The organism is Pseudoalteromonas luteoviolacea, from assembly GCF_018100925.1.
Taxonomy (GTDB): Bacteria; Pseudomonadota; Gammaproteobacteria; order Enterobacterales; family Alteromonadaceae; genus Pseudoalteromonas; species Pseudoalteromonas obscura.
The window spans coordinates 65220-79400 of the sequence record NZ_JAGJEH010000007.1 but is presented as its reverse complement, the minus strand read 5'-3'; the positions used below and the strand labels follow the sequence as shown (position 1 = coordinate 79400).

At 41.3% G+C, this 14181-nt stretch carries 12 protein-coding genes; 6 read left to right on the top strand and 6 right to left on the bottom strand.

What is annotated here, in order from left to right; translation table 11 throughout:
* Window positions 1–53 precede the first annotated feature (53 nt).
* Entirely contained in the window at window positions 54–800 is a 747-nt protein-coding gene (locus tag J8M00_RS15975) for an HAD family hydrolase (RefSeq protein WP_211011541.1), read from the bottom strand.
* A gap of 243 nt (window positions 801–1043) precedes the next feature.
* Between J8M00_RS15975 and J8M00_RS15970 the strand changes: the two genes are divergently transcribed.
* A complete protein-coding gene (locus J8M00_RS15970) occupies window positions 1044–1736 on the top strand; it encodes a helix-turn-helix transcriptional regulator (RefSeq protein WP_211011540.1) in 693 nt (230 codons plus the stop codon).
* Window positions 1737–1785: 49 nt separating this feature from the next.
* On the opposite strand, the gene J8M00_RS15965 is transcribed toward J8M00_RS15970, so the two are convergent.
* Window positions 1786–3846: a di-heme-cytochrome C peroxidase gene (locus J8M00_RS15965; RefSeq protein ID WP_211011539.1), complete on the bottom strand. Its 2061-nt coding sequence runs from the start codon at window positions 3844–3846 to the stop codon at window positions 1786–1788.
* A gap of 335 nt (window positions 3847–4181) precedes the next feature.
* Between J8M00_RS15965 and J8M00_RS15960 the strand changes: the two genes are divergently transcribed.
* The gene (locus J8M00_RS15960) at window positions 4182–5015 is read left to right on the top strand and encodes a mechanosensitive ion channel family protein (RefSeq protein WP_211011538.1); all 834 of its coding nucleotides are present in this window, start codon (window positions 4182–4184) and stop codon (window positions 5013–5015) included.
* A 51-nt stretch (window positions 5016–5066) separates the two neighbouring features.
* Here the strand turns inward: J8M00_RS15960 and J8M00_RS15955 are convergent, their stop codons facing one another.
* Window positions 5067–5777, bottom strand: a complete 711-nt coding sequence (locus J8M00_RS15955; RefSeq protein WP_211011537.1) for a hypothetical protein — start codon at window positions 5775–5777, stop codon at window positions 5067–5069.
* A 409-nt stretch (window positions 5778–6186) separates the two neighbouring features.
* Between J8M00_RS15955 and J8M00_RS15950 the strand changes: the two genes are divergently transcribed.
* Together J8M00_RS15950 and J8M00_RS15945 are read left to right on the top strand one after the other, a co-directional pair.
* A complete protein-coding gene (locus J8M00_RS15950; RefSeq protein ID WP_211011536.1) occupies window positions 6187–6666 on the top strand; it encodes a MaoC/PaaZ C-terminal domain-containing protein in 480 nt (159 codons plus the stop codon).
* 138 nt (window positions 6667–6804) lie between these two features.
* A complete protein-coding gene (locus tag J8M00_RS15945; protein WP_211011535.1) occupies window positions 6805–8628 on the top strand; it encodes a methyl-accepting chemotaxis protein in 1824 nt (607 codons plus the stop codon).
* Window positions 8629–8678: 50 nt separating this feature from the next.
* Here the strand turns inward: J8M00_RS15945 and J8M00_RS15940 are convergent, their stop codons facing one another.
* Entirely contained in the window at window positions 8679–10100 is a 1422-nt protein-coding gene (locus J8M00_RS15940) for a PQQ-dependent sugar dehydrogenase (protein WP_211011534.1), read from the bottom strand.
* Between the two features lie 200 nt (window positions 10101–10300).
* Between J8M00_RS15940 and J8M00_RS15935 the strand changes: the two genes are divergently transcribed.
* Window positions 10301–10483 (top strand): hypothetical protein, encoded by a 183-nt coding sequence (locus tag J8M00_RS15935; protein WP_211011533.1) that lies wholly within the window; start codon window positions 10301–10303, stop codon window positions 10481–10483.
* A 43-nt stretch (window positions 10484–10526) separates the two neighbouring features.
* Here J8M00_RS15935 and J8M00_RS15930 read toward each other — a convergent pair whose 3' ends face one another.
* Entirely contained in the window at window positions 10527–12182 is a 1656-nt protein-coding gene (locus J8M00_RS15930) for an alpha/beta hydrolase (protein WP_211011532.1), read from the bottom strand.
* 850 nt (window positions 12183–13032) lie between these two features.
* Between J8M00_RS15930 and J8M00_RS15925 the strand changes: the two genes are divergently transcribed.
* On the top strand, window positions 13033–13479 hold the full coding sequence (locus J8M00_RS15925; RefSeq protein WP_211011531.1) for a DUF1353 domain-containing protein: 447 nt from the start codon (window positions 13033–13035) through the stop codon (window positions 13477–13479).
* 66 nt (window positions 13480–13545) lie between these two features.
* On the opposite strand, the gene J8M00_RS15920 is transcribed toward J8M00_RS15925, so the two are convergent.
* On the bottom strand, window positions 13546–13956 hold the full coding sequence (locus J8M00_RS15920) for a hypothetical protein (protein WP_211011530.1): 411 nt from the start codon (window positions 13954–13956) through the stop codon (window positions 13546–13548).
* Window positions 13957–14181 lie beyond the last annotated feature (225 nt).

The window sequence follows — 14181 nt, the reverse complement described above, 5'->3', positions numbered from 1 at the left end:
AAAACACACTTACAATTTTAAAATAAAACTTATTATTTTTAATGTCATTTTTATTATATTGTTTTTGAAATTTCGTATAACTTTTCGACTAAGTTTTCTTGAGTTACTTTCGTATATTCTCTTTCCAAAGATATAAGGTCTCCAACCACATAAGCTGATTGTGCAGCTTCTAACATGGCAATATCGTTTTGGTCATTCCCCATACATAATGTGTTTTTCATATCTAGGCCAGCGCGCAATAGCGCATTTAATTTATTACTGTATTTGGGCACGACATCAAAACTATTGCACCCATTGTGGTGATAAAAATCATAGTCACTGAGTGCAGTATTCAGATACGCTTTGACTTCTAGGTGGCGATTTTCTTCTAGTACCAACAGTTTGACGATGGGTTCTAACCTAAGTGATTGGTTACAATATGGGTTTCTACCTAACTTTTTAACTTCTAGATGAAAGCGATGTGGCGTGTCTGAGATCGCATATTCCTCAATGCCGTCGTATAGGTATGGAATTTCTTTTTGATCAAGCCAGTTCAAAACTTCGATAACTTCTCGTTTATTGAAGTTTAAAGTGTCGTAAACGACTTTGTTTTTACTAATCATCGCGCCATTGCAACCAATGATCTGATGGTGCCAAAAGTGTTTTGGAAGTACTGGCAAGGTGTCTCTTAGCGGGCGTGCCGTCGCAAAGTGTATCGTTGCGCCTTGTTGCTCGATTGCCCGTAACGCTTTGGCTACTGCATCTTGCATAGGCTGACCTTTAAAAATTAGAGTCCCATCTAGATCGAATACGACATTCATTATTTTACATCTCATCATTTAAGTTGCGTTTACTTTGCCAAAAATTCGCGATATAAATTTAGTTATTGGCTCAAAATTAGTAGGTATTAGCTCATTAGTAAAAGCAAACCCGCTCCCGTTCGATTTACCATCAATGAATCTGTTCGTGTTAAGCATATTCAAAATAGCCCATTGCTGTTTGAATGGCATCAACATGATTGTTTTGAATTAATCTTAACATTGGGCGCAAAAGGCAAGCGCTTTTTGGCCGGTGATGTTCATTGCTTTGAGGCGGTTGATCTTGCCTTAATTTTACCTGGAGAACCCCATACGTGGGACAATACAGATCAATTAGCGCCCGTCGGCGATGTGGTTGTCGTGCTTTGGCCAAAGGCGTTATTTTCAGTTGAGATCAGTGAATTTGAAGTGATTCAAGCTTGGCTGACTGGATTGGAAGCTGGCATCGTATTTTCAAAGGAAATAACAGACAAAGTGATGCCATTAATGCTGAGCATGAACAGTGCCCAAGCACTTAAGAAGCTCACGATATTGGCCGATGTATTGTCGCAGTTAATGCAATCACACATATCCCAAAGTGCTATTTCAAGTGCACCACGTCGTAATACTACAAGGATAGAGCCAGTACTGGATGTCATTAAAAATAACTTGGCTTGTTTACCAAGTCTGACCGAATGCGCTTTATTGGCTAATCTCAGTGTAGCTACACTCAAACGACTGTTCGCAGACAGTCTCGGTATGAGCTACTCACAGTATTGTGACCATTTGAGAATAAAGCGAGCGAGACATCTACTTGCGACAACACACCAGCCGATAGGGGTTGTTGCGCAACAATGCGGTTTTAACAGTTCTGCGTACTTTAATCAGTTTTTCAAAAAGCACGAAAGTATTACTCCGAGTGCATTTCGAAAGCAGTTTACATGGCGAAAGCGCCGATAGCATGATTGATAGCGGTGCATACCCATATGGGTATGCACACAAGCTCAAATTACAATGTTTTTAAGTACTCTATCAACGCCATTTTCTCTTCGTGGCTGAGTTCTCTGCCTATTTTTCCCGGTACACTTGTATCGTTTGTAAAGGCGTGGCCTGTATTGTGATTGCCAGCTTGACGCGTATCGAGAACAAAATAGCCTCCTTGGTAATCATCGACTTGATTCGCTGGAGGTAGGTCCTTTCGGGTATTTAAGGCTTCAATATGCTTACTTTGAGTTATGCCAACATTGACAGGGTCAAATTCGAGGCGGCCTAGCTCGACAAAAGTAGGCCTTTGTGAGGGCTTCGAAAGTAGGCTATACAGGTTTGGGACAGAACCATTATGTAGATAGGGGGCTGTCGCCCAAATACCATTGAGCGGCCGCGCTTTGTAGCCACCACTATGCCTTAAGCAATTGGGCCTGCCGCCCTCAAGCTGCTGTTGAGTGTCGAATGGTGTGTAGTTTTGTTTAAACCACTGCTGGTTGGTTTCCTCTACAACGGCGCCGAGTGCGAGTGCAAAATTACTGGTAGCACTGTCTTGTACATTGATAAACTGTAAATCAGAACGCATTTCAGGCGTTTTTTGATATTTATCAACCGCAACGCACAAATCAGTATTGAGTCCCAGCTCCTTGGTATTGACGGTCCGATTTTTGAGAACTAGTGCTTGGGCAGGATCGGTGCCAATCTTTTCTATAGAGTAAAGGTTAAGATTTAAGTATTTGTGAGTAGTAGACTTAACTTCACCATTTTCTTCGTAGCTGATCTCGTGCCAATTACTTTTCCAAAAACCGGGGCTATCCATTGGCTGCAGGTGACATTGCTGGCAATTCTGTTTGTACAGTTCTTTCCCTGCTTTTACCAAAGAGGGCTTGAGTTTAGGCAAGCTGTTTGGCCATTTTGGCGCGCGAAGGCCATTTATTTCTCCTAGTTGGCCTGATGCTCCTGTATAATTACGTAAAGGGTACTCACCTGCCAGCCACTCTTCGATATCGTATAGAGTGTCTATCGGAATTGAGCTAGAAAAAGTAGCTGGCTGTTGCATGATATTTTCGGGTACCTGCATGTCTACATTTGCCGCTACCCCGAGCGCTTCGCCAGCATTTCTGATCAAAGGCTGCATAATTGAGCCATCGTATTGAACCCAATTAAACCATGAGGTAGTCCAGATATGAGGGTAGTTTACTGGAGCTTCGATTGGGTTATAGTTTTCAGGTCTATCCATGTTGTCCGCAAATACTTTATTGCCGATGCGATTTAGTGCATCAAGTCGAGTAAAGCCTTCCGTCACATTGATGGTATCCTGAGTCTTGGCAAGCTGGCTGACAGTATCGGTCAGCGCACTTTTAAGCTTTGCTTTGCTCACAACATTGTAGTTACTGCCTAATACTTTCTTTGCAAAGCGTTCAAAGCGGCTGTCGAATGGCGCCAATTTACTCGACAAGACAGTTTGACCTATGGCAGCTCCCAGTGATTTGGTTAGCAAGCCCAAATCGGTCATCGCAGGCCCACCATCAACAACGTAGCGAATGTTGTTGTAGGTAAACTGCCCTGTATGGCAAGCCGTACAAGTAAAGCCAACCGCAGTTGCTGAGCGATTTAAGCCAGGCATTGGGATGCTGGCTGTTTTTGCCAGCCCTAAAGGCAATTGTAATTGAGTGCTGTCCAAATCTGTTGAAGGATTCAAATTAACAAAACCAAGCCGGTAGATATATTCAGATAAAAAGGCTTTTTCTTGACCAAAAAGAATAAACCAAGGTGTATTTTTCGGTGCTTCAAGGGCAATTAACCACTCATAAGGAATGGGCAAAGTCGCCGTACCTTGAGATGCATGGTAAGGCCATTCATCACTGTAGTGTTTAATACTTGGCCAACCTGATTGATTAATAAACTTGGTCTCTAAGTGCTCATATTTAGGGAGTTTTGGTGGTGTCAATCCATAGTTGAGTTCGCTTAAAGCCGTTACGGTGCGAAACACCACAACTAAAATAGCGAAAGCAATTAGCGTTGATATTATCCAAGGCCACTTCTTTCGAAGCCAGCCAAGTATTAACGGGTAATCTCTGGGCATAAATTTCTCTGACGGTAATGGAATGTTGTTAATATTTTTACATAACTTGTTAATTGCAAAAATTACATGGGATTACACTAGGACTGAGAAAACAAAAAGTTGTGATAAAAAGGGGGAGTGATACGCAGGGCTTAGGTTGCCAACTAAATTAAATGCTGTGCTCTGGTGCAGGCATCAAGTCTGCGTGTTCGCGGTGAGTAGAGCCACGCCTCCAGCTTAGAGCCTCAGTCTAGGCTTTAGCTTTTTGCTTTGAACATTTGTTCTATAAAAATTCATTTTTAATTTCATTTTTTTAACTAAGCTTAATCCTTAAGGTTTAATTTAAGGGGGTTCTTATGGACACATCTTCGTTTGATCCGCAAAAAGTAATGGACTTAGTCACAGAGCATGTCGTTAATTTCGCACCGAAACTGGCGCTTGCAATTATTACTTTGATAGTGGGCCTTTGGCTAATTTCGCTTGTTGGCAATGCCATAGACTATTTACTTGAAAAGAAAGATTTCAATATATCGCTGAGGAAATGGCTCAGTAGTGTAGCAACGGTGTTGCTCAAGGCCTGTTTGTTTATATCAGTGATCTCCATGCTGGGTGTTAAAACGACATCCTTTATTGCCATTTTGGGTGCCGCGGGGCTCGCTGTGGGCTTGGCGCTACAAGGTAGTCTTTCAAATTTTGCGGGTGGTGTGTTGATACTCATTTTCAAACCTTTTCAGGTTGGTGATTATATTGTTGCGCAGGGTGAAGAAGGGGTGGTTGAGGCCATTGATGTATTTTGTACTTTTTTAATCACGTTGGACAATCGGCGTATTATTCTGCCTAATGGTCCCTTAGCAAGTGAGCAAGTCAACAATGTGACACATGAACCCATTCGACGAGTCGATTTGTCTGTTGGGATCAGTTACAACAACAGTGTTGATGAAGCTGAGCGCGCTATATTGGAGATGGCGAAGTGTGACGAGAGAATACTAAATGAGCCAGCTCCCTTTGTTGGCGTCGTGGGGTATGGCGACAATTCAATTGATTTGACGATATGGGTTTGGTGCAAAACTGATGATTACTGGGATGTGTATTTTGCGACGAATAGAGCCATTAAACCAGCACTAGACAAAGCCAATATTTCAATTCCTTTCCCTCAAAGAGATATACATATTATTGATAAAAGCGCTTAGAGTGGAAAGAAAACGATAGTGGGAATGTGCTGTTCCCACTATATTGTGCGTTTAAAAGTTATATCTAACAGTTACAAAATGATTCTCGTACACATCTACGTTTTGGTAACTTGCGCTGATAGTAAAGTCTTTAGTAATGTCATAAGCTAATTCAAATTGGTAGGCAAATTCGTTCTTATCTTGCGCTCTACTAAAGTGTTGATAACCGATTCCAGCTGTCGCTCTAAAATTATCTAAAAACGCAATGTGGTAGTTTGCTTCGATACCGTAGGTGCTAGTATGGAGTTGTGTGTCATAGTCTCGTTGAAAGCGAGGATATGAGTGTTCTTCTCCATGAGTGTCTAAATAGTTAACTGTTTGTTTTATAAATCCATCATTATCCATATTAATTCGGCCAACTGAACCAACAAGTTCTAACAATGTATTGTTTTCAAAGGGTATAATATAGGCTGCGTTTATATTCCACTGCGCGATGTCACTGGTGCTTTCCACGTATGTTGTATAAACTTTATCGCCATATTCAGAGACTCTAGTATCAGCTTTATCAAGAGATGTATCTAAATACTGAGCAGAGATAACCCAGTTTTGATCAAGCTGTTTACTCGCTTCTACTGTAAATCCATTTAAACTGTCATCGCCATCTTCATCAATAAGCTTAAATTTGGCGTAGCCTGCGCCAACGTAATCAAAGTTAACCGTGTCGCTAGCAAATGTTGCTGTTGAAATTAGAGCACTTGATAATGCTAAGGCAAGTAATTTCATTTCTATCCTAATATGTGTCGTTTTAATCGGAACGGATAATACTGTTTATTGCGCCTGTGTAAAGTGATCAAGATAAAATTAGGGTGTTTATCATTATTTATGGTTATTCAATAGCTTATCGTTAATTTATGATTCATAAAACTGCCTATTTAATTTCCAATTTAGTAGCCCTTGCAAATTGACTTATTTATGAAAAGTCTCGCTTCTATACTGTAGTTAGACCAAAAAAAGCATATGGCGACGGACTTGATTGAGACTCAGGCGGTCTACTTTGCCGTGAACGTGGTTGGCACTCGGTGCCTTCAAGGTGGGGTTTGCGCATCTCTCAAAGTTTGAGTTTGTTGAAGTTAAAATGGTCATGGCATCAGAGCTCTATATTGAGAATTGCGTCCAGATGACAGGGTAAAAGATGAAACTAGAGAATGTTGTTTTTGAGGATATTGAAATAGGTCAAAGTGCAATACGTACTCGACTGGTGCAATTGAGTGACATTCAAGATTTAAGCATACTGCCCGAAGGGCAGAGTCTAGATAATTGGGCACAAGAATATGCTAACAATATGGCTTTCCAAGGCGCAGTCGTTCAGGGTACTTGGACTGCTGCGCAGATCTCTGCGGTAATCAACACCCAACTTCCGGGCCCAGGTGCGGTTTACCTCTCACAAGATCTAAAGTTTGCTTTGCCTGTTGTGGTAGGAGATGTAATCACCACAAAAGTGACAGTGATTGACAAAGATTTTCGACATGGTTCATTGATCATCGATTGCCAATGTAGCAACCAAAGAAAGGAAGAGGTTGTGTTTGGCATTGCAACGGTCCGTGCGCCAACTGAAAAGATCTGCATCGAAATAAAATCTACCAAGGAAAAAGTACTAAATAGCGCCTGCTAACCCATTTTTGGGATGTATTTTTTAAATTAAGGGTAAGTATATTGATGAGCTTTTAACAATAAAAACCAGCAATGTGTAGCCGTTGTATTATATTTTTAGAATCGTATATCAAAGGTATGGATGTACCAGAAGGTTGATATGTTTGCACAGCTAAAAATATCGAGTCGGCTTGGTTTGGGTTTTTGTGTGTTATTGCTCCTTTTTAGCTGTGCTGTTTTAGTATCTATTCAGGCACTAAACACCGCATCCGATGGCTTTAAAGAGTACCGCTCACTAGCAAGAAACACCAACAACGCAGGGCGTGTTCAAGCGAATTTACTGACGATTAGAATCGCCGCACTTCATTATATTAACACTGGTAGCCAGATAGCATTGCAAGAAGAGCGTACAAGAATGGCAACGCTGAATGAGCTATTGGCGAATGCTCACCATGATGCTATTAGCAATGAACAAGTACAAACCTTCATAGATGTAGAAAATCTCGCAACACAATATGCAAATACGTTTGCGAAAGTTGAAGAAAAAATTGCTGAGCGCAATGAGATTGTACACAAAAGCTTAAACAAAATGGGGCCATTGATGGAGCAAGATTTGTCTCGGGTATTGCTTAGTGCGCGCGAAGACAATGATATGGAGGCTGCATTTTACGCATCTTTAGCACTTAGAAGTCTATTGTTGATGAGGCTTCACGTTATCAAATTTTTGGATAGCAATGACAGTGCGGATGTTGAGCAAGTGAACAGAGAGTACAGCGTATTTTTAGGAAACCTCAAACAATTAGATGAACAGCTACAAGATGAGATACGGCGGCGATACTTTATCAACGTGCGCAGCCTTGCGCCTAGATATATGAGTCGCTTTACAGAACTCGTTGACGTTATTAATAAACGTAATGCCCTCAAAAGAGAGCGATTAGATGTTATAGGCCAACAAGCTGCGCGTAAAATTGAATCTTTAAAATTGAATATTAAAGATAAACAAGATGACTTAGGGCCGATACTACAAAAGGACAACAGGGTATCTCAAAATTTCGTGATCTGGGTAAGTGTGTTTAGTCTCTTAGCTGCAATTTTATTGGCTGTTTTTATTTCTCGTTCTATCACTGGGCCAATAAATGAAGCGGTTTCTATTGCAAATGCGTTGGCGCAAGGTCATTTGCATTTCAAGAGAAAGGTAACCGGTAATAGCGAGACTGCCAAGTTAATACGTGCGTTAAAGGGCATGGCAAAGCAGTTTAGAACTGTCGTATTCGAGGTGAAGCAAAGTGCAACGGCACTTGAGCAATTCTCCTCACTGGTTATTCGCACAGCAAAAGAAATGGAGTCCACGGCGATATCTCAAGAGCAAAGTGTAGCGGACACAAAACAAGCCGTGACATCGATTAGCGAATCCATCAAAGCGAATAGTGAATTTGCGCTCGCCACAGATCAGGTCGCAATTAACACGACACAGGAAGCCAACGATGGCGGACAGAAGGTGAAAACAACGATAGAAGCGATGAAGACCATTGCCGAGCAAGTAAAGATCATCGATGAGATTGCCTACCAAACAAATTTACTCGCTTTGAACGCGACTATTGAAGCCTCTCGCGCAGGTGCACATGGTAAAGGGTTCGCTGTTGTGGCCAGTGAAGTCCGTAAACTGGCTGAGCGTTGTCAAAATGCATCTGAGCGTATTGGTAAAACAGCTGACCATAGTGTTAGCTTAGCTGAAAATGCGGGTAAACAATTGGAGACTATTATCCCTGCTGCCAATAAAACGTCGCATTTTGTGCAAAACATCATGGCTATTTCGAAGCAGCAAGAAACCGGGCTCAATCAAATTAACCAAACTGTTGAAGCCGTCGATGCTACAACAAAGCGCTCGACACAAGCCAGTAACGACTTGTCTAACTCAGTCAAAGAGGTTGTCGAATTATCTGTCAGATTGCGTTCATCTGCGTCATTTTTTAAATTATCATAACTCGAAGGGTATAAAGGTAGCGTGCTGTGCAGCACCGCTACCATGCATAGTTACTTCTGTGCACTCAGTGCAACTATTTTGCTTGTGTTGCTATTACGGTCGTTCACAGTAATAAACAGTTCACCTGATGGTGCAGTCACTACGTCCCTAATTCTACCAAGCCCTTTTAAAATTATTTCGTCTTCAATTACCTGATTGCCCTTGAATCTTATCCGGTGCAGTTGCTTTTTTGCTAGGCTGCCAACAAAAAGGTCCCCCTGCCAGTGTTTAAACTGACTACCAGTATAAAAGTTCATGCCTGCAACAGCGATAGAGGGTGTCCACTGGTGAACGGGTAATTGCATACCGGGTAGATCTGTATGAGGTGTAATTGGTGAGCCATCATAATTCATACCAAACGTAGTTTTTGGCCATCCGTAGTTCACGCCCTTGCTGATCAAATTGAGTTCATCACCCCCTCTAGGGCCATGCTCTGTTGACCAAATTTGGTTGGTTTTAGGATGTTTGACTAAGCCTTGTGGGTTGCGGTTGCCATAGGTCCAGATTGTTTTTAGGCTGTCTTTTTTATTGTAAAATGGATTGTCTTTCGGAATTCGACCGTCTTTATAAATACGATGTACCTTACCATTTTGGGTTGCCAGATCTTGTGCATCATCCTGATGGCCTTCGTCTCCGTTGGTAAAATAGAGGTATTCCCCATCAATGGTAAATCGTGAACCAAAGTGCCAGCCTCGGTTCTTATGTGTGTGTTTTGGTGCTTCAAATAAGGTCTGTTGTTCTGTCCATTTACCGTTTTTAATTTTTCCACGAACAATGGCTGTGATCCCTATGTCACGTCCAGCCTTGTCTTTGCCTGTTTTTTTACTGTAAGACAGGTATATCCAGCCATTTTTTTGATAATCAGGATCAGGAAGCACATCGAGCATGCCACCTTGCCCTCGATGCCAGACTGTGGGGGTATTTTTAATGTGTGTACGATTTCCTTTGCCGTCAACATGCCACAGCTCACCTTGGCGAAGTGTATATATCAAGCTTCCATCAGGCAAAAAATCTAAAGCCCAAATAATACCCTTGGTAGAAAGTACCTCTCGAGTATTTACATTGTGGTGATTTGTTTTGAACTGCTTGTTTAAAGTGGGAGTTTTGAGTTTGGCAGTGTCGGCATTATAACTTGTTTCACGAATATACACGACCAAGGTGCGAATAGTTTGCTCAGTTAAGGCATGCCCAAATGCAGGCATTCCGCGATCGAGTAGTCCATTTTTTATGGCGTTTGCTAAAGCTTTATCTGAGCCATCAGTGATCCACTGCGTATCGAGCAGCGAGCCAGCCATAGCCCCTTGTAACTGAGCTCCGTGACAAGAAGCACAGTTATTTTTAAATATGTCCTCAACATTTTCGTTCGCCGAGGCTTGATTTATTGCGGCGCCCAGCGCCGCTACGATACTTGCTACAAAGTTGATAGTTTTCATTTTTATACGCGCGTTTTTTACTCACAACCCAAAGAGTATAAAGGGAATGTGAAAATATAGTACGTTTTATTCGATGAGTCGGAGGTAAATTTGTAACGCCAAATAACAACAAAGAACGCATTTATTACCTATATTGAGACTCAGTTAATTGTCTGGTAGTGTAGCTTTTGGATTAAAAAGTAAACAAAAGGAAATTAAAAATGAAACTTAAATTGAAAAAAAGAAACTTCAAACAACTTACACAGCTTAATAACGAGCTAGAAAATCAAAACACACCAAGAGTGGCTGGTGGTCGTGCTCACTCAGATTTTGGCTGTGATATTACGGGCAAAAAGTGCCCTGCAACTTTAACTTGCCGTGCCTGTGGTTCACGTCGCTGTTAACAGAGCGAAAGACGCCATATTGGCGTCTTCACCTGCCCAGATTCTAAAAATCTGATACTCGCATTAAAGTATCTCGGGCTGCCGAAAATTTCTCTGGGTGCGTATCTCGTAGCCTTTTTAGTGAATCCAATGTCATAACTTGTGCACTGCCATCGTAGGCGTTCTCGGTTCCAAACAGCAATGTACTTTCAAATGCTGGTAGATTGAAATTGAGACCATGTAATTTTGCAATGCAATCAGTATTAGGCTGTTGCCATATATTGTTTAGAAAGCTTTGCATGACATCAACTCCACAATTATTCCCTGTATTTGTATCAGCAGGGGATTCAAAGATTACGGCATGTGGGGTTTGTGGGAATTCAATGTAACGCTGGTTTACGTTGGTAAAAGTCCGCATAAAGTCGTACGCGTAGCTATGCGGTGTTTGCGGATCTAAATCACCATTGAGCATGAGTGTCGGGATGTAATGATGAACGTCAGTATAGGTAAACTGGCTACGATATTTGTCTCCCCATACGGCCTTTTGAATATAGCGGCTATACAGCAGTGCTTTAGGAATACAAGATACCGCATCCTTACAGTAGTTGAGGCGCGCCTCAAGGGATCTATGTTCTTGGCTTATTTCGTTGTGAACGATGAGGCTGGATAATACCTGAGAGTAGTCATTTTTAGGTTTGGGCTGCAACTCGAGTAGTTGACGACCAGTACCTTCAAAAATGAATTGATGTAGGTTGTTAAGGGCAATGACATCGTCACTATTACACCTTGCTAGCCGGTAATATGCCGGCATAAGCGCGCCCTCTATTGAGCGCATCATGAGTAATGTGGATAGTGCTTGCAATGAGTCTTGATTGAACTTGGTCTGCGGACAATGGGAGTTCGAATAAACCTTATTTAACAATGTTTTGATTGTATGCTCTGAATCATTTCCAAGTTTACTTTGACACAAGGGATCCGCGTTACAGTATTCAGCTAATCCACTAAAGATATAGTTAAAGTTTTCATCCCATAAGTCCAGACTAAACCCTTTAGATGGGACGATGGAATCTAAAATAATCGCTTGTGCGCCCTGCGGTGCGACTTGAGTAAAACGTTGCGCCCAAAGCGTTCCATATGACGCGCCATAAACGTAGCTTGGCAACCAGTTTGTCGCTCGGCTTTTGTCGATAGAATAGGCTAAATCTTGCGCGGCACCCGTGGTATTAAAGTGAAATAAATCGTCGCCCCATTTCTGATGGAGTGCGTCATAGCACGACTGTTGATATTGTTGGTAGTCGCCATCTGGCTTGTTTGGACATTCTAAATGTGTTGACCAGCCCACACCGCGGTGTTCAAGAATGTATAAATCATAGTCTTGTGTGTATTGGGAAAGTGTCGTGTCGTAGTGCTGGGCGTAAAAGCTTGCGGAATAGCCTGGCCCTCCTTGTAGAAACCAAATTTGGCCCTTGGGTTGGTTACTTTTTGCAGGATATTTCGAAACTAAAATATCTATTTGTTTGTCATTTGGTTTGTCCCAGTTAACTGGTACTTTTGCAAAGGAACAGAGGTTGCGCTTATCAGGGGTGGCAAAAGAGCCGGGGCATTCGCCCCAATTAAAATTAACGTAGCGATTATATTCAGAGGTGTTTGAGTGTGCAGCAACACCCTGTGAGTATCCAAATACCGATAAGCACAAAAGCGCCAATTTTACCTTATACATGTTTCATCCTTTTATGTTCTATAAAGCGTGTTTCGAATGATGTTGAAATAAACTCGATACATATATAAATGTATATTTTTTGTGAAAATAACACTTGGACTTAATAAACTTGCACTAGCATGATCGAAGCGACGCAACGGCCTCTCTGAAATAGGAGATAGATTTTTTACATGTGGTGATTTTAATAGTTATATTTTTCAAATATATGGTTTGCCAGCGACGGGAGGGAAGTGGCACTCGAACATTGGCCGATAATGGCCAAAAATAACCTTAATAGACTAACTGTGAATCAAATTTTAAATCCTAGCTATTTGAGCTGTGATGGCCAATAGCCTTGAAATATACTTTGTCTGAGTTAATGTCTTTTTAAGATACTAGTATTGCTTACGCACTTTGTTATGCTTGAAACATAAGACATAATATGTCAAATGCTCGCTATCTGATATCGATAAATGTTCAAGAATAAAAAAATTAATAATATTAGCTTTTTCAAACATTAAAGTTATTTTTACGTTGACATTAGGCGGTTTTAATACCTAATATAGGTCCTTGTTGAGGCTTAGCGCTACAGCGAAATCAGGGTAATAAAAAAATAATAACACGCCCTTAATATCAAGCAGCCTTCAGTACGAGGATGCATGATGTCCCAACTAATAAAAAGAATAAGGGACAAGCCAGCTTGGCCACTATGGCAACTCCATGGCGGGGTTGCCATAGTTTTTCTTGTTGCTTGTTCATTTTACTAATGATATTTCCGAAAGCTTCGTCACCAAAGCCTATTTTCACCTAACAAAACTGACATAATTACATGCTTGAATAACCACACTGTTTGTTTTTCTGGGCAAAGATCGTGAAAGCACTCAACCTTAAGCCAGTGATCGTGACACATTCAAATAAATTAGATAATGCTTATGAACTTGTGGATGACTTTCCTTATGAACATAACGGTCAGGTTCGTTGGGTACCCAAGTTCTTCCAATATGATGGCGCAAGTATTCCCATATTGGCCTATCACATAGTAGGGACCCCATTTAATCCTAGATATATGAAAGCTGCGTTAGTACATGATTGGCTCTATCATACCCATGAGATAGAGAGAGCTGCAGCTGATGCGCTATTTTATTCTATGCTATGTGAATCAGGTGTCGGAGATACTAAAGCTAAATTAATGCGCTTTGCAGTAGAATTATTTGGGAAGTGGTATTGGCATAATGACGATGCAGACCAAGCCTATAAAAAAGAGCTGAAAGAGTTGATACGGCAAGACGGGAGAAACCCCTGCGTATATGGGTTGTAGTGATCTGGTCAAGTCAGCACTCGATGCAGTGCTGACGTAAAGCTTGGATCAATGGGGCAGGTTTAGCTATCCATTTGTTTTATTCGGTTTAACTTGTTTTAAATGCAAAAACACTAAACCAATAATACCTGTCATTGCCAAACCCGATAAAATAAATGGGTCCATAGCAATGTGCTCATGAAACTTGAAAGTGCCTGCTGAGATTTTCTTCCAGCCCATAAAGTGCTGATTTGCAGCGACAACCGCGCCAAAAAAACCAATAACAAGCGCAGCGTATTTGGAGAGCCAATGAGATGCACTGGGAAGGATCAACAGCAACCCTAAAAGACCAATGGCAGTTCGCTGTGCTCTACAATAAGGGCAAACATATACGATGCCGGTCAGTTCAACAGTCCAAGCGACAATGCTGATCAAAATCGCTAACAAAGCGACAAATTTGCTGTATTTGATGTATGTTTCTAGCTGCAAAGGTGCCATTTAAATACCTATAAATAAAAATGAAAGTCGTAAATAGCGTTACATTGTAACATTAGTGTGGAGGGCGTGGTAATTTTTCTACCCTGTGCTTGTTTCTTTGCAATATAAAATTCCGTTCAACTTTCGACTCTACTTAGGGTGGGGGCTTTTAAATACTTGCTGTATTCAGTAGATGTTTAAAAAGTAGGAAGTTGACCTCGCTATAAGGTCGACTTCTTTATATAA